We start from the raw sequence: 17,111 nt of genomic DNA, 5'->3' as shown, positions 1-17,111 counted from the left end.
AATGTGTTTTCGGAAGTTCTTGTACTTCTGTTTCAACTAATAGTGACACAAAATATCTACCAGAAGAGTTCCGTCTAACTGTAGCATTTACAATACGCCCCTCTACTTCGCGACTTTTGGCAAATCGAACGAGGCCTAGTTTCGGTAACTTTATTTTATTCCCTACAACGGCAATGTTTTCATTTGTTTGTTTTGTGGTATAAGATTGTACGTTGTTCTTCTTAGATTTAAAGCGCGGTGCGCTGTTTTGTTTTTTAAAAAAGCGCGTATAAGCATCCACAAGGTTGCGAACAGACGACTGAATCGCAATACTATCCACTTCTTTTAGCCAAACAAGCTCTTTCTTCATGGCAGGTAGTTTGGCAGAGCATGTACCATAGGTCAAGCCTTTTCCTGTCTCTTTGTATGCTTGATCCCATAAGGATAGGAAATGATTGAATACAAAGCGAGAACACCCAATCGTTTTATTGATTAGAATTGCTTGTGCCTGATTTGGATAGATACGAAACTTATAGGCTTTATTAATCATTATTTGATTCACCTCCATTTGGTATATGACTATTATACACCAAACGTACATTCGATAGGTAGTGGCGTAACACTTTCTGTATGTCGAACAATTCATCTCCCACCTACTCATTGGGCTGTGACCCTTCACGCTCCTTGAGGAAGGAGTCTTCTTGGCTAAAATGATAAAAATATAGGCTAATGCCTACCTAGGGTCAACCTCTTCCTATATTTAAAAGTTCACATTTTTACCTATTATATATGTAGAAAGCAAAAAACACTTGGGGAAACCAAGCGTTTTTAAGTATCAATTAATTTATGCGTCTTCTTCTTCGCCCTCCTCTTCGTCTTCTTCGTCGTCGTCTTCTTCGTCTTCTTCGTCGTCGTCCTCTTCGTCGTCTTCGTCGTCCTCTTCTTCTTCTTCTTCTTCTTCTTCGTCTGTAAAAGTAACTTCTGTTTCATCAAAATATTGAATTTCAACCTCTACACCATTATGCGTGCCTGATTGTATTACTTCAGCTAGAGCTTTTAGAACTTCTTGTAAATCATCACCAGGATTAACACTAAAGCCATTCTCAACATCTAGTTTTATTTTTGCTCTTTTCACATCAGCCATTTACCTAACTCCTTCCATATAGATTTATATATACTATGTTAAAAGAGTATAAAAAGATTAATATATTTGCGGAAGTTTCATTAATCGTTCTCCTTAGCGTTATTTACCAATTTTGATACCCACGGACCTTTTAATGAATGATTCGGAGTAATAATAGTGACTTTTATTTTTGCCTTTTCTATTTGCGTTAAAACGATCTCATTTAATTCCTCACTTTGTTCTTCCAGCTCCATTACATCTTGAATCTCTTTATCTTGTACTTCATCAATCATTGTAGTTTTGGTTGCTGACTTGTCTTCTAAATCTAGCAATCCGATTTTGGGTAACTCCTCTAATTCCACTTCCTTAATAATCGCTAAATTCTCTAGCACCGAAGATTCATTTAATACAATATTTTTTTGCTGCTCATACTCTGACAATTCCCATCCCATTGGCCCTGGTGGAGAAAACACAAATTTCTCTAAATCTAAAATAGGGATTACTATCTCTTCTTGTTCTGAACTCATTTTATTTCCCCCCACTATTGCTCTTGATTTCATGATAAATATCAGAAAAATTTTGTAAAAATTCTTCCTTAGAATCTTCAAGTGCAATAATATTTTGCAATGCCCAAATATACTTTTCGTCAGACCACGAACGCTTTTGCCCTAAATAGTATTTATGTGCAATTGAACAGAATAAGTGAGGAAACGATAAATCAGTCCAAAGAACACGAAATTGTTTTTCTGAAAAGGAATTTTCCGAATTATATGCACTCAACATATGAATAGCTAAATTAGTATCCCAAACTGACATTTTTTTCATTACTTTATTTAAAATAATACGTAGGTCCCTAACTGGTAAATCACTTGTAATAGAATGTAGCTCTTTCATAAACATAGCATCATCTATTTCTGTAAACCTCGCTAAGGTAAAATCTTGTTGACAAAAACTATTAGATGCAATAACTTCTTTTGTCCATTGGTCATAATATGGATCATTTAGTTCTTGTAATGCTTTCTTTCCACGCGCTAACATCTTATCAACATACTCTAAAAACATAGTTGAAAATACATCATCTGGAAAGGAAAGTGCAATTCTTTTGTTTCCTTCTAACTCTTGTAATTTCCATCTGTATAATTTATGCCATTTTCCTAATCGACTCCGAATTTTACTTTCTTTCATCGGAATATATCCTTCCGATGCTTGATGGAATTTACCTGCATATATTAGTACCTTCTCTAATTGTTCTTTATTATAATAAATAACTTCTTTCCCTTGATGCTTATCATATAGTACATACGCATACTCATTAGATCCAATACAAAAGCCCCCTCTTTTTGTTTTATGAATTTTTGTAATTGGCAATCCATTTTGAAGGAGATGTAAATGTGCTCCAGCAATAAATAGCATCCTTTTGGGGTGCATTTGTGCTTGTTTTAATATTTTTAACCCTTCTTCTGTTTCAACTTCCCACATTGTTCTCCCACTTCTGCTTGATTGTAAAAAAATATTACTTATTTCAAATGGATAAAAGCTAAGAACCTTTTTTAAATGTTCACTCTCTAATCCAGTTGTTTCTTCCACCTTTCATCATCCCCTTCTTAAAAGTTATAAGATTTCCCCATACACTTTCATTAAATCCATAGCAACTCGGTTCCAATTAAATTCTTTTTCAACCTTACTACGTCCATATTTCCCTAACTGTTTTCTTTTATTTTCGTTATTTAAAAGATTAATTATCTTTTCTGCATATGCATCAGGGTTTTCGAAGTCATTGACAATATATCCATTTTTTCCTTCTTCAATTACTTCAGGATTACCACCTCGATTACTCGTAATTATTGGTAAACCTGCTGCCATTGCTTCGTAATGCACCCTAGCAAGGGGCTCTTGCCACTGTGAAGAGCAAACAAAAATATCTGACATAGCATAAAGTGTTGAAATATCCTTTGGCTTAACAAATTTAATAAAGACTACATGTTCTGGAAACATCGCGCCTAAGGTATATAAGTGTTTTACATAATTATTTACATTGTTATCTCCAAACCATTTTGAACCAATAAAAACCATTACAATGTCTGGATTCTCCTCAATTATTTTAGGAAGAGCTTGTAGCAAAATATGAGGACCTTTTACTTTACTCAAGCGTCCAACAAATAAAACTATTTTTTTATTTTGTAAATTCAACTGTTCTTGCACATGACTTTTAACTTTTGTTCCATTCTCAGTCCACGAAGGATAGTACTCATTTACATCTACACCAGAATATACTGTTCTCGTCTTTGCTTTTGCAGCTTGAAAGCGCGAGGTAATTGTTTTTCCTATATAATCACTAACTGTTACAATTTTTGACACAGCTGCAATACATGCTTCTCCCTCTTCATCACTTATCTTTTCATATGCAAACATTTCATTATGCACACTTAACACGAATTTCGTCTGTGGTGCTGCCTCACGTAAAATTGTAATCCAATTTGGACGATTGCATAAATGAACTACATCATATTTTTCCTGTTTCAAATGTTTAATAACATAAGGGAGATATTCCTCTTCTGGAAACCGTATATACCTTACGCCTTTGTCTTTTTCTTCTGGTTTCAAATTTGGATCTGTTATAGAAATAACTGTCACATTTTTTCCATTTGAAGCAATAATGGAAGCAACAGAATCTATATAAATTTGAATAGCTCCACCTCGTACAGCTGGTACAGGTAGCTTTTCAGTCGAAATTATTGCTATTTTCATTAAAACGCCTCCCTGTTTCATAAAAATACAACCTTCTTCATATGTTACGAAAAAAACTTTGTGTTTGTGATTTATCGACCATTTTTTCATCCTTTATTATGAAAAATAGTCAATAGTACTTTTTCTTCTTAAAGGCAAATGGCTAGAACAAAAATGGTCATGTACCATACAGTAATATGAGAGTATAAAAGGATGGTGATATATGTGGAGAATAACAATGAAGAAGCGGTGTATACATTATCGCCCGAAGAGGAACAAAAACTAGTAGAATTGGCAGCGACAATGATTCAATATTGGGATATTCAAGCAACTACAATCGAATTAATACAAGGTGGACAACTGGCCTTAGTATGGAAAATTCAAACTGCAGATGGACCATTTTGCTTAAAGAGAATTCATCGCCCCGAAAAAAAAGCTCTATTTTCCATTCACGCTCAAGATTATCTAGCCAACAAAGGCATGCGTGTTCCGAGCATAATCCCAAGCAAATTGAATCAGTTGTATACAAAGCACGGTCCATTTTTATTTGTTGTTTATGATTGGATTGAGGGAAGACCATTTGAGCTTACAATGCAAGAAGATCTTGAAATGATTATGAAAGGGTTAGCAGATTTCCATGTAGCCTCTATTGGCTATAAGCCCCCACCAGGCATACCTATATTTACAAAACTAGGACGTTGGCCCAATCATTACATTAAAAGATTTCAACAGATGGAGGTTTGGAAAACTTTATCCGTAACTATGCCAGATGATCCATTTTCACAGCTATATTTGGCTGAAATTGATGCGTTTATTTTAGAAGCAAAACAAACGCACCAAAGACTATTGGAATCTGAATATACTAAATGGACTGATGAATTACAAACATCCCCAAATTTATGTCATCAAGATTATGGAACAGGAAATTCCTTATTAGACCCAAGTAATCAAATTTGGGTAATTGATTTAGATACGGTTTCTTACGATTTACCTATTCGAGACTTGCGTAAAATGATTATTCCTCTATTAGATACAACTGGTGTTTGGAATGAAAACCAATTTAAAATTATGATTAACGCATATGAGTCAGTTTCTCCTTTAACAGCTGAGCAGAAGAAAATTATGTTTATTGATATGTTATTTCCATACGAATTGTATGATGTAATTCGCGAAAGATATGTTAGAAAGTCGCCTTTACTGGCTGATGAACTTGCTGGGGCTATGGAATATGAAAGGATTAAGTCAAAAGCTTTAAATATATTAATAGAGGAACTTTAATACGCAATACTAAGAGTTCTAGTGTAAAAATTACCATTATTATTAATAAAGAAAATAGTTTTGTTGCATGTGTCATTTTATAGTGGCATAGAACTTATAAATACGGTTCTGGTGCAAAAAGAAAATAAAGCGCATAGATTCCTAACGGAATTGTATCTTATGCTGCAAGTCAAAGTAATTAATGAATGAATTCTTTCTGATTTTGGACAGACTTATCCCGTAAGTCACCTGTTCCCTTTAACCATATGTATGGATTCTACTCCAGAAAGAATGGATGTAGATCGATCAAAATATTTTAACCCTAACATAAAGCACTGATCTTGTTCTACTATTTTATTCAAGTACTTTGTTGTCTAATTCGCATACCACTAGGTATGCTTTTTCTTTTTTCAACTGTTCAATTGCTATAGAATAATATGGATTTTTAACAACTGTTATAATACAAAGTTTTAAAACATAAAAAGAATGCTAGGCTTTCTTGAAAAAGCGCTTTGCAGCCTGCCGGTCTCTTATTTTACTTAAATAAAAATCGCTTGTATTTCCTTTCGAATCAACAGCAAGATATAGGTACATACATTGACCTTTTACTTTGATATATGTTTCTGTCGATTTAAAACAAAGTCGTACGGTTTTGCACCATCGGGTAAACCCTGAAGCTTTGATCAAACTGTATTTTAAAGCAACATTCACCATTTTACTGGACAACAAATTATTATTGTATGCAGACATCCACTTGTAGGAATCTACCACTTCTATTTTCCTATATGTAGGGAAAATAGAAGTGGTTTTGGTGCATACTCTATAAATATTCACATATGTATATTCGATTATGAAGGTTTTCCTCTAAACATTAATAGATATAAAATTTAGCGCGGGAAAATTATGCAGAAAGATTAAGTAGGGGGGCGTATCACATGCCTATTAAGCTAAGGTATGATACTCTATGACGGGGTAGCACCACATCGCCATCAACTTAAGAAATTAATTGTTCCCCAAAACGAAAAAAATGAGCCGAATTCTATAAATAACTGTAAAAAAGTGGAATTTTCATTTTTGGGTGGTTTCAAATCCTTAGCTTGATGGACATGTGGTGGTACCCCATCGCTATCAACTTAAGAAATTGATTGTTCCCCAAAACGAAAAAAATAAGCCGAATTTATCTTGGGATAAATTCGGCTTTTAATTGTTAGAAATTATATTTGATCATTTTAAGATTTCCGATAGCCTAAAAAACATAAAAGATTAAATAATAGTAATCCTCCAGCAATGTACCACGAATATCGGAATGCTTGAATAAGCCCATCTGTTTCCATGTTGCCTTGTGAACTCATAAATATTGCGGCAACTGCAGCACCAAATGCAATTGCAACGTTTTGTAACATACGTTGCAAAGCTCCAATCGTACCTTGTTTCTCTTTAGGTACAGATGTCATAACTGAAGCAATATTAGCTGGCTGGAAAATCCCTCCTCCAATCCCGTATAGAAGCAATAAACTCACCATTATATATGGTGACCAATGGGCTTGGATAAAGCTTAATCCAACAAATGCTATGAACATAACACATAAACCTATTTTCATAAGTAATTTTGGCCCAAAACGTTCCATGTATTTTCCTGCCATTCGCGAAAATATTACTAAACCAAGCGGAGCTGATAATAAAACAAACCCTGTTTGCCAAGGAGTTAATTGCGTAAATGCTTGTAGGAAATAGGGTGGGATGATAAAAATAATTGCTGAGGCCACCCCATGACCATCAACTTAATAATTTTATAAAACCCCCAGGATGAAAATTTTGTGTATTTCTGATAGAGGGCAACTTATTTTTTCGTTTTGGGGAAGAATGTATTTCTTAACTTGATAGCGATGTAGTGAGACCGAATATCCATCAAGCTAAACAAAGCAAAATGAATTTTTCATTGTAAATTAGAACGAAATTTCGTTTTTGGTGGTACTCTATGTCCCACTCTGACAGTGTTTACAGTACCCGAGTGTCCTTTCTGCATAGAAGAAAGCTGCAATCCCCAGTGTTATCCCCCAAAATAAAAAGTAGAACCCAGTGCGGGAGACTTTTCCCCATGGTTGTATCATAGCAAGTACTCCAGGGATAGAGATAATACATAGACTGCTCGAAACTAACACATATTTTTGAAAGATAGAATTGAAGAATAAATTACCAATTTCTTGCCCTTAACTTTTAGCTGTGAAGGCCAATTATTCCGCACTTTGCCCCAAAAAGTAAATTCCTGCAAAAATTAATCCTACTCCACACCATACATATGTTGTCCATAAGGTCCAGCGTGGCTGCTCATTTAATCTTGGTTTTGACAGATTATTATTTTTCTTATTTTTAGTTAAAACTTCTTCTCTTCTTTTTTAGTGTTTTTCAATATATTTTTGTTATACAAGTACAGTATAAGATACGTTAATCACAAAAAAGTCTAAAATAAATCCATTTTTCTAATTTATGTATATTATTTAACTAATTTTCTGATTAATCTTCTTTGCTACTTTTAGATCTGTTGTTTTAAATCCGCTATTTATAGCCCATCTATAAAATAGAAATGCAACAATTGAAATAAGTACCATATCCCATCCATAAGTTATAATATTTAATCCACCAAATCTTTCACTTCCAATGTACGATATACAAATCATAAATAATAAATACCCCACAATCCATAATCCAGCTAAAAAATTCTTCTTAAATCCAACCCATTTTCTTTTTAATTGATAATAAAAATATATAGGTAAGCCCATAAGTATAATAAACATTACTTCTCCTGTTAATGGCCATCTTGCCCAATATAATGTTAATGATGCAAAAATGAAACCTAAAGGAGCGATAATGTTTAATCTTTTTATATAGAAAGGACGATGAAAATTAGGTGCAGTTTTTCTTAGAGTCATTACTGTTATAGGTCCAGTAACATATGAAATTAATGTAGCTACTGAAATAACTTCAGCTAAAACACCCCATCCTTTAAATAAAAATAAAAAAACAAAACATTAAATTAAACATCATGGCAAATCTAGGCACACCATATATAGGATGTAATTTCCCAAAAACTTTAGGGAAATATCCATTCTTCTCCATTCCATATAGCATGCGTGATGTGGTTGCCATATAAGTAGTACCTGTACCAGAAGGAGATACAAAAGCATCTAAATATAATACAATAACTAACCAATTAATATTTAGTGCTATCGCTAAATCAGCAAATGGTGAATTAAAATTTAAATTCGACCATCCATTAATTATCATATTAGGATTTACAGCACCAATAAAAGCAATTTGTAATAATACATATATTATAGTTGAAATTAAAATGGATCCTACAACTGCCCGAGGAATGGATTTCCCTGGGTTCTTTGCTTCACCAGCCATATTAATTGGACTTTGAAAACCATTGAATGCAAAAATAACACCGGATGTTGCCATAGCAGTTAATACATTTGACCAATTAGATACATTAAAATCCTGATGACTGGTAAAGTTTTCTCCATGAAATCCAACAAATAGCAATGCACCAATTGTAAGACCAGGAATTATAATTTTAAATATAGTAATTAGGGAGTTTACTTTTGCAAATAGACTAACAGTCCAATAATTTAAAAAGAAATAGATTAAAATAAGCAAAGAAGCAGCTGCAAGACCTTTGGAAGTCAGCACTCCATTGTCTACTAAATCCTTGGCCCAACTTGCCCACTCCCAAGGCCACGAACTCATATATTGTATTGACGCTATCGCTTCAACCGGGATAACTGAGACGATGGCTATCCAATTAGCCCATGCAGCAATAAATCCTACGAAATCTCCATGTGAGTATTGTGTATATTTTACCATTCCGCCAGCCTCTGGAATCATGGCTCCTAACTCGCTATATGGTAAGGCAATAAATAATATTACAATCATTCCTAAGACCCAAGAAAAGATAGCGGCCCCTCCTGATATTTTGGCGGCCTTCCATGCACCAAATAACCAGCCAGACCCTAAAATCGAACCAATCCCAGTCATTGTAAGTGCAAAGGTTCCTAGCTTACGTTTCATATTTTTCATTTTTCACACGCTCCTCGTTCACAAAATAAATAGAATCCTCTTATTCATTAACCTTTTACTCATATATACTCCCCCCTTTTTATTTAAAGTAAGAATGTAAGTTTTATAGACCAATTCACTATAAAGTTTATCTCCAATCAACTCTTTATAATGTATGTATACCCTCTATAACTTTCTCTAAACCTAAAAACTTTTAACTATATTTGTTACGGAAAAACATCATAATCTAGTATGCCTCTATATTGAGGGTCCAACGAATCATGTTAGTGAAGCACTAATAACCACATTTGTAAGAGTGTACCTCTACATTAAGAATATTTTAGTTCTAATAGACGAAGTTCATCTTGTCTATGTTCTTAATTTGATAGGCATGGGATACTCCCCCAGATGCATTGAAGATAGACACGGAAATGAAGGAAACTGTTATAGAAATTTCTATATTTCTTTGGTAATGTATCGCTCATTTCTTACAAAAAACTCAAATCTATTACGTCAAAAAGGTTCTGTATGAAAATATGTAGAATTAGCACATATACGGTATTTTATAAATGAAGAGGTGATTGTGTTGAAGCATTTAACAAAATCAAAAAACTCATCAACAGGTCTGAGAGGGTATTTGGAATCCTATCCGTTAACTTCATTTTTTGTAATGGCATATTTATTCTCGTGGGTTGTATTAATTCCATTCATCTTATCTCAATGGGGTATTTTTCCTAAAACAAAGGCATTTGATATCTTCTTTTTTGCCAATGCATTTGTAGGCCCTATGTTAGCAGCGTATATCATGTTTCGAACTCTTGAAGGCAAAGAGTCATGGAAAAAAGTTAGAATAAGCATTCTATCCACTAAAGTCGGTTTGAAGTGGTACTTGTTTACTCTTATCGTTATTCCCGCTGCAATGTTTCTAGGTATGGTGATAGTAAATGGAGAGATACCTACTTTCCGTGACCTTAATTTTGAACTTTTTATAACCTATCTCATCTCTTTTGTAGCAATTTTCTTTCTCGGTGGACCTTTACCGGAGGAAATTGGATGGAGTGGTTTCGCTCTGCCTAGATTACAATCAAAATTTGGACCGTTAAAAGCTACATTACTACTTAGTGTTTTGTGGACTTTTTGGCATCTTTCACATTTCTTAACGGCTGCACAAAGGGGTGGACCGGGTTCTGACCTTTCTCTCCTATATATTCATTTGCCAATTTTTATTTTACTGTGTTTGCCGATTTCAATCATTCTCACTTGGGTCTATAACCGCAATCACGGTAACTTATTTATTGTCATGCTAGTTCATGCGAGTATAAATACGTTTAGCTTGGCACAAACTCATTCCACCAACACTGTTTTAAAGAATACAGATACATTTGTAGTGATAGGATTGGGGTTTATTGCTTTGCTTATTCTTATTTTCACACGAGGCAACCTGGGATATAAGCAAACTTCTAATGGAGTCAAGTTCAGTAACAATGAAAATATAAGTAAATAGAAAAGAGATCCTTATAATAATAGGTTGATGGCAATGCTATCAAGTTAAGAATTATATTCTTCCTCAAAACGAAAAAACGTCACTCTTTATTGAAAGTGAAATAGAATTGTAAGTAAAGAAATTCTACCGATATTTGTTAGCATATACCTTGAATTAATTAGCTAAAGAAATAGGATTTGTTCAGTAGGAAAAGAATTTATAGATAAAGAATATAACTAAATTGAATATAATGACGTGATTTTAATTGTACCTTTCAGGAGGCGTTGTCAATGAGAAAATATTTTTATTTGAATGGACAAAAAAAACAAGAGGATAACGTTTCACTAGCCTATAAACTACGTGTTCCTCTTTAATATTAGAAGGAGAGTATAAAATTGAAGAAATTATATTTAAAGCCTATTCACAAAAATAATTGGAAAGAAGCAATAAGACTGTCTGTTAAAAAAGAACAACAAACATTTATTGCATCTAACCTCTATTCTATCGCAGAAGTTCAATTTTTAAATAATTTCTACACAAAAGGTATTTATCTTGACGAAAAAATGATAGGATTTACTATGTTTGGAATTGATTCTGATGATAATAATTATTGGATTTATAGACTTATGATTGATGAAAAATTTCAAGGGAAAGGTATAGGTAAACAAGCTATATATCTGATTATTAATGAGATAAGACGAAATAATCACACAAATATTTCGTTAATCATGATTGGATATGCTCCTGAAAACCATACAGCTAAATTTGTATATAAAAAAGTAGGATTTATTGAGACTGAATTATCACCTTGGGGTGAACAGTTAGCTAAGTATTCTATATGAACACTTGAATTCTCCACGTTGACTTTTGGACTTATTAAAAAACAATTCAATAGTATAACAATGTAGATAGGAAATGATTTACGCTATATTTTACCTAGTAACATCCTAAAACATATAATAGATATAAAAAAGACGACGCTGAATACGTCGTCTTTTTTATAAAGAGTAAAGTGATTTCTCAAGTTTTCCTTATTACATCAAAGCCAATTATCTCTTAGTTTATATTCAGGTAAAGTTTACACTGTTTTCCATAAGGATAAAGCATAAATCCAGTTTGGATCCCCATGTCCTTGATGATTCTGGACTGCTTCATACACTTTTCCCTCGTGTAGAACTCTATCTCCCTTTTTATATGCTTTCTTTGCATCCCATGCTTCATATGGAGCGTTTTCAGTTTTTGTAGTAATTGTGAATGTATCACTCTGTATAGATTCATTTCCAGCTACATCAACCGCCTTCACTACATATTTATAAGTAGTATTAGCAACTAAGTTTTTATCCATATAAGAAGTCGTAGTGGATGTTGCAATCTTTTTCATTGATCCTTCTGTTTCTCTATAAATATCGTAATGGTCTACACCAATATTATCGTCAGATGGACTCCACATTAAATCTACACTTGACGCTGTTGTTCCCATACTATGTAATCCTTTTGGTTGTGTTGGTGCTTCTGTATCAGGAGCCTCAACAGTCGTTTTCACTGTAAGCGCTTCACTTTCTTTTGATACATTTCCAGCTGTGTCAATTGCTTTTACAGTATAAGTGTATTCCATACTTGGTTGTAATTGTTTATTAATAAAATGAGTGCCTGGTACGGTATCAATCATCTCTCCATTACGGAATACTTGATATCCTTTTACCCCTACATTATCCGTAGAAGCGTTCCACGTTAGTTCAATACTATTTGCTGTTACTTTTTGAGCTTGAAGACCATTTGGAATACTTGGTGCCTCTGTGTCTGGTTTCACATCATTAATAAGATTCACGTCAATAACATTATAGAACGCATTCACAGTATCCGCTACATCCCATACAGCTAAAATCACATGGTATCCACTACGATCAGTAGGTACATTGATTTTGTGCGCTACATTATTTGAGGCCGCAGAACCATCATGTTGTACAGTACCAATTGGCTCAAAGTCTGCTCTTGTTAACGCTTTATTTGGGTTCCATCCTTTTTTTGTAATGTAATAATGCCACTTGCTTGTTAAGTGTGGCGCTGTAAACTTCCAAGTAAACGTATTTTCCCCGCCAGTAATTGTATTTTTGAACCAACGGTCTACTGTTTGTTGATCTAAAATACCACCGAATTTGCCGCCTGCAGAAGCAATTTGTCCATCAACTGGGCCGGCTTGTGGAAATCCTTTTGGAGCTTCTAAACTTTGTGGTTCGTACATAATGCTTCCGCAGTTTACATTTAACGCGCCGTAAGTTTGGCTACATAAAGCGGAACGGCTACCAGGTTTTTCAACAAAGCCGTGCGCGTATGCATTTTGAGGAATAAGTGTCGTGCCAATAATTCCAGTTGCTAATGCAACAGCTCCTAGACTTTTTTTGTTCATTTTTAAGTTTTTTAGATGTTTAATAATTCGATTATTCATGTTCATGTCCCTTTCTTGTTATGCTTTGTAGTGTATATAGGCTTTGATGTAAAAGTATAACAAGAGAGTAAATCGTTTCGGGTATGCGTAAGTTACGCAGGAACTATAGTGAAGATGTATCCTACCCCATATGTGAAATATTTCACTTGACTGATATATCATGACATAGAAACTACCTAGATATGTGCAGAAGTTGTGCAGAAATATTTAACTTTTTATTAACACATAACAATCAACGATAAAATCGAAAATTAAAAAGTAAGATTTATATAGCTAATTGTTTAAGTGTATCGGGAGACATATATCGATATAAATATTCGGAAAGTAATGACAACCCTTGTTTTTTCTGGCGTCTCTTTATAAAAATCAAAATCACTAACTTCACTATAATCATAACTATCTTTGCAATAATTTTTTGATAGTCTGATGTTGATAGTTCTAGTTTATAAATAGAGTTGGCTCTAATACAGCCTGTACCAGAGCCAAACTATTTACTTTATATGAATAATTTCACTTTTAACAGGGAGAGATTTCAAACCATATACAGAACTAACACTTGAGATAGGAACGGGAAGATTATGGTCAATAAACGAAAATGATTTATATTTTTTCATTAATTCCGTCAATACAATTTTAGCTTCTAATCTAGCTAGGGGAGCACCTAAGCAAAAGTGTATTCCATGGCCAAATGCAAGATGGGGATTTCGACTACGATGTATGTTAAAGCTATCAGGATCTTGAAAATGAAGAGAATCACGATTAGCTGATCCGAGCCAAGCTGAGATGATTTGATCTACTTGTAGAGTTTGGCCTCCTAATTGAACCTCTTTTTTTACTTTTCGTACAATTCTTTGAGCTGGTGAACGATACCGCAGTACTTCTTCAATTGCTTTTGGAACAAGAGATATATCCTGTTGTATTTGCTTATAAACATCTGGATGTTCTATCAAACAATATAATGAGTTTCCAAGTAAGTTAGTTGTAGTTTCATTTCCTGCTACCAATAGTAATTTACAAAATGATACTATTTCCTTGCCCGAAATATTTTTGTCTATTTCACTTTGAACCAATAAAGAAATAATGTCATTTGAATCTATTTTGGATTTTTCTCGATTGAGTTGTATGATTTCTTCAAAAAATTCCTCTAATTCATTTTCTGCTTGTAAACGTATATGAAAAAATTCTTTCAAATAATCCGGATCATCATGACTGGGTGAACTTACTATAATATCAGACCACTTCTTGAATCTTTCCATATCATTAACAGAAACACCTAACATTTCAGCAATTACTATAACCGGTAAAGGATAAAATAACTCTTGGACAATATCAAAATTTTCACGATTAGATAATTGAATAAGAATATCATTTGTGATTTGCTGAATTCTCGGCTCCCATACCTTTACTGCTTTAGGAGTGAAAGATCGATGTACAATAGACCGAATTTGCGTATGTTTTGGTGGATCCATCCCAAGAATACTTTGTGGAAATGGAGACTTTTTCTCCTCTGGCATAACATTAGAAAAAAACTCTTTATCCTCTAAAACCCTTTTTACATCATCGTACAAAAAAACATTCCACATGTCAGCCTGAGGATTAAAATAAATAGGTTCTTTTTCTCGCATCTCCTTATACCATGCAAATGGTTCATATGGATCTCCTAAAGCCTCTTTTCCTACCAACTTATTTGTAGGAATCATAAAAATTGATTGATAAGGTGTTTTCATATATAACAATCTCCCCTCAAAAAAATAATTCTCAATACACTGAATCATATTCATTGAATCTCATTCGGTGTATTGAGAATTATACAATAATAACACGAATTTTCAAAATACTTTTTCACTTTTAAGATATCAGTTACTATATAGGTAAGGGGGAATAAGGGGTGCAAAAAAAAAATTTAACGAAAAGAAAACAACAAGCTCTACAAACAGAGAACAATATATTTCTTGTGTTTTTAAATTTAACGAAAGAAAAAGAAATTGAAAATCTAACTATTGAGGATATTTGTAAAAAGGCAAATATCTCCGTAGGCACTTTTTATCATTATTTTTCTTCCAAAGAAGATATTTATCAAAAATTATTTCAACAAATTGAACAAAACCTACATGTTGAATTAGAAAGTATAGATCAACATACGACAGTGCAAAAAACTATTTTGAATTTCTTCCAATGCATAGCAGAATATACAACCAAATTAGAGTTACATATAAATCTCCTTAACGACTTCAACAAAAGAATATTTGTATATGAACCTTCTTTAATTTATAGAACTCTAAATAATCTTGTTTATAAAGGAAGAACGGAAAAAGAATTAATAAATGATATGACTGTAGAAGAAATCACAACGTATCTTTTTATAATTGCTAGAGGAATTATATTAGACTGGTGTCTTTTAGGTGGTAGGTACTCACTAGAGCAGCGAATGGATACTTATATGAAATTAACCTTGAAATCTTTAAAACTCTAAATTTTAATCAAACGCTACGCTTTCTTGTCCCTATTTGTGCGTTTAGTAAAATTTTATCATTTGGGGGTATTTGAACATCTAAATCAAAAGAAAAAGTATAACCCTTCTTTATATTGCGAGAAAGAAGAATTATGCTTTTTCTTTTTTTAATAGAATATATTAAGCCAATATCATTTTTGCTTTTTATAAAATCTATTGTCTTAAAACTAAAATTTTATTAACTTTGAAAAATTACTTAGTAATAGTAGAAATAGCTTGTTTATAAATTAATTGGTGTTTATTATGAGCCATTACAAGGACAGAGTATGTATCCATTGAAAGTATTTGTCCTCGTATCGGAACACCACTTTTCAAAAATATAGTAACCGTTCTTTTTGTATCTATTAGTTCTTTATACATATCCTCTTGTATCATTTTCATATTTTCCCCTCCCCGTTTAAATCGTAACATATTTTAAATATTGATATCATTGGATTAAAGTAATTATTACTTGAAAAATTAATAAGGTTTTATTGTTTTCTGATAATATACTCCTTCCTCAAAATTTTGAAGGTGTGAAACTTCAATTATAAGTGGGAAATGAATTTCGGTTTGTCATAGCCAGAAACTCTTGATAAACGAGCTATACGAAATTCATTGATAGTTTGATATAAGAAGTTGCAGGAAGAAAATAGAGTGCGAAAAACAAGCCATTCGGTCTCTGCATAACATATCAACCGTACCAAAAGAATGTCCATGCGTCGGACATCTAGGGGGGAACACCCTAAAGTAACGCTCAGGGAGTCGAAAGGTTACTTTCGTCGTGGAACTGAGAAGCTCCCACTTCAAGCTTTGCTAAGTGGCGAGTAGTTCACAATGTTGGATTATGTATTAATGAAGAAATAATTCTGTTTACAAGATCATCTGTTATCCACTCTGTTTTCATATCGTCAGCATCTTTTTGATCAATGGAATCAATAAATTTTTTGAATTTCGGAAATAAGACAATAGATGTAATCCAATAAATTGCATGATTCGTTGAAAAGAAATGAAAAATGCCTTGTTCTTTCCCTTTCAATAAAATTTGTTTTAATTGTTCGAAATTCCCAATAATATATGGTTTAACTTTTTCTAATCGTGAACTTTCCTTGAGAATTTCTTCATATACAAGCGCTCCAATTTCAGGATGTTGTTTTATATGTGTAATAAAGAAAGTTAAATATTGTCTAAGAGCATTTCTAGAATTATACTGTGTTTCCTCAAGAAAATTGGGTAGTTTTTTTGCAAAACCATATTTTTTAAACACTTCTACGTAAAGATTCTCTTTCCCTTTAAAATAATATGAAACCATAGCAACATTTACCCTTGCTTCTATTGCGATTTCTTGGATACTTGTACCATCATAACCACGCTCTCCAAATTTTTTCTTAGCCGCTTCTAAGATGTTTTCAATCGTCTGCTCGCGGGATTTCCCCATTCTATACACCTCAAATTATAAATAATGTATTAAAAAAACTAATATGTGCTTTGTATCACAAACTTTTATGAAATTCAATTATATATTTTAAATTAAGATTTAACAAAT

Annotated in this window: 14 protein-coding genes and 2 pseudogenes; 4 read left to right on the top strand and 12 right to left on the bottom strand. The window is 33.1% G+C overall.

All coding sequences use genetic code 11. The annotated features are described in order from the left end of the window. From CER22_RS26085 to CER22_RS26065, 5 genes are all read right to left on the bottom strand, one after another. A partial coding sequence (locus CER22_RS26085; RefSeq protein ID WP_142293570.1) for an RNA-guided endonuclease TnpB family protein occupies positions 1–529 on the bottom strand: 529 nt, incomplete at its 3' end. A 294-nt stretch (positions 530–823) separates the two neighbouring features. After that, positions 824–1,123 (bottom strand): hypothetical protein, encoded by a 300-nt coding sequence (locus CER22_RS33270; protein ID WP_256943744.1) that lies wholly within the window; start codon positions 1,121–1,123, stop codon positions 824–826. 80 nt (positions 1,124–1,203) lie between these two features. After that, a complete protein-coding gene (locus CER22_RS26075; protein ID WP_088609998.1) occupies positions 1,204–1,629 on the bottom strand; it encodes a hypothetical protein in 426 nt (141 codons plus the stop codon). 1 nt (position 1,630) lies between these two features. Continuing rightward, positions 1,631–2,689, bottom strand: a complete 1,059-nt coding sequence (cotS, locus tag CER22_RS26070; protein ID WP_088609997.1) for a spore coat putative kinase CotS — start codon at positions 2,687–2,689, stop codon at positions 1,631–1,633. Positions 2,690–2,713: 24 nt separating this feature from the next. Beyond that, complete coding sequence (locus CER22_RS26065) at positions 2,714–3,850, bottom strand: glycosyltransferase family 4 protein (protein ID WP_088609996.1); 1,137 nt, start codon at positions 3,848–3,850, stop codon at positions 2,714–2,716. 192 nt (positions 3,851–4,042) lie between these two features. On the opposite strand from CER22_RS26065, the gene CER22_RS26060 reads away from it, so the two are divergent. Then, positions 4,043–5,107: a CotS family spore coat protein gene (locus CER22_RS26060; RefSeq protein WP_088609995.1), complete on the top strand. Its 1,065-nt coding sequence runs from the start codon at positions 4,043–4,045 to the stop codon at positions 5,105–5,107. A 94-nt stretch (positions 5,108–5,201) separates the two neighbouring features. Here CER22_RS26060 and CER22_RS26055 read toward each other — a convergent pair. From CER22_RS26055 to CER22_RS26045, 3 genes and pseudogenes are all read right to left on the bottom strand, one after another. Further along, positions 5,202–5,713 (bottom strand): annotated as a pseudogene (locus CER22_RS26055) (DDE-type integrase/transposase/recombinase); the annotation flags it as partial. Positions 5,714–6,315: 602 nt separating this feature from the next. Further along, a complete protein-coding gene (locus tag CER22_RS26050) occupies positions 6,316–6,852 on the bottom strand; it encodes an MFS transporter (RefSeq protein WP_256943743.1) in 537 nt (178 codons plus the stop codon). A 732-nt stretch (positions 6,853–7,584) separates the two neighbouring features. After that, a pseudogene (locus CER22_RS26045) lies at positions 7,585–9,166 on the bottom strand (APC family permease). 565 nt (positions 9,167–9,731) lie between these two features. On the opposite strand from CER22_RS26045, the gene CER22_RS26035 reads away from it, so the two are divergent. Continuing rightward, on the top strand, positions 9,732–10,649 hold the full coding sequence (locus CER22_RS26035) for a CPBP family intramembrane glutamic endopeptidase (protein ID WP_142293569.1): 918 nt from the start codon (positions 9,732–9,734) through the stop codon (positions 10,647–10,649). 374 nt (positions 10,650–11,023) lie between these two features. Continuing rightward, positions 11,024–11,470, top strand: a complete 447-nt coding sequence (locus CER22_RS26030; protein ID WP_088609992.1) for a GNAT family N-acetyltransferase — start codon at positions 11,024–11,026, stop codon at positions 11,468–11,470. Between the two features lie 236 nt (positions 11,471–11,706). Here the strand turns inward: CER22_RS26030 and CER22_RS26025 are convergent, their stop codons facing one another. Then, positions 11,707–13,074 carry a lytic polysaccharide monooxygenase gene (locus tag CER22_RS26025; protein ID WP_088609991.1) on the bottom strand — a complete coding sequence of 456 codons (1,368 nt, stop codon included), beginning with the start codon at positions 13,072–13,074 and terminating at the stop codon, positions 11,707–11,709. Between the two features lie 491 nt (positions 13,075–13,565). Next, a complete protein-coding gene (locus CER22_RS26020) occupies positions 13,566–14,801 on the bottom strand; it encodes a cytochrome P450 (protein WP_088609990.1) in 1,236 nt (411 codons plus the stop codon). Positions 14,802–14,962: 161 nt separating this feature from the next. Between CER22_RS26020 and CER22_RS26015 the strand changes: the two genes are divergently transcribed. Then, a complete protein-coding gene (locus CER22_RS26015; protein WP_088609989.1) occupies positions 14,963–15,547 on the top strand; it encodes a TetR/AcrR family transcriptional regulator in 585 nt (194 codons plus the stop codon). A 231-nt stretch (positions 15,548–15,778) separates the two neighbouring features. Here the strand turns inward: CER22_RS26015 and hfq are convergent, their stop codons facing one another. Together hfq and CER22_RS26000 are read right to left on the bottom strand one after the other, a co-directional pair. Continuing rightward, complete coding sequence (gene hfq / locus CER22_RS26010; protein WP_088609988.1) at positions 15,779–15,967, bottom strand: RNA chaperone Hfq; 189 nt, start codon at positions 15,965–15,967, stop codon at positions 15,779–15,781. A gap of 430 nt (positions 15,968–16,397) precedes the next feature. Next, positions 16,398–17,003, bottom strand: a complete 606-nt coding sequence (locus tag CER22_RS26000) for a TetR/AcrR family transcriptional regulator (protein ID WP_088609986.1) — start codon at positions 17,001–17,003, stop codon at positions 16,398–16,400. Positions 17,004–17,111 lie beyond the last annotated feature (108 nt).

The sequence above is a fragment of the Bacillus sp. K2I17 genome, from assembly GCF_002209985.1.
GTDB lineage: Bacteria > Bacillota > Bacilli > Bacillales > Bacillaceae_G > Bacillus_A > Bacillus_A wiedmannii.
The sequence above is the reverse complement of the archived record's forward strand: the minus strand, read 5'-3'. Positions and strand labels throughout refer to the sequence as shown.

What these genes read in the sequence shown, in the direction of transcription:
- CER22_RS33270 (WP_256943744.1), bottom strand. Translation starts at nt 1,123, where the DNA reads ATGGCTGATGTGAAAAGAGCAAAAATAAAACTAGATGTTGAGAATGGC.
- CER22_RS26075 (WP_088609998.1), bottom strand. Translation starts at nt 1,629, where the DNA reads ATGAGTTCAGAACAAGAAGAGATAGTAATCCCTATTTTAGATTTAGAG.
- CER22_RS26065 (WP_088609996.1), bottom strand. Translation starts at nt 3,850, where the DNA reads ATGAAAATAGCAATAATTTCGACTGAAAAGCTACCTGTACCAGCTGTA.
- CER22_RS26060 (WP_088609995.1), top strand. Translation starts at nt 4,043, where the DNA reads ATGGTGATATATGTGGAGAATAACAATGAAGAAGCGGTGTATACATTA.
- CER22_RS26025 (WP_088609991.1), bottom strand. Translation starts at nt 13,074, where the DNA reads ATGAATAATCGAATTATTAAACATCTAAAAAACTTAAAAATGAACAAA.
- CER22_RS26020 (WP_088609990.1), bottom strand. Translation starts at nt 14,801, where the DNA reads ATGAAAACACCTTATCAATCAATTTTTATGATTCCTACAAATAAGTTG.
- hfq (WP_088609988.1), bottom strand. Translation starts at nt 15,967, where the DNA reads ATGAAAATGATACAAGAGGATATGTATAAAGAACTAATAGATACAAAA.
- CER22_RS26000 (WP_088609986.1), bottom strand. Translation starts at nt 17,003, where the DNA reads ATGGGGAAATCCCGCGAGCAGACGATTGAAAACATCTTAGAAGCGGCT.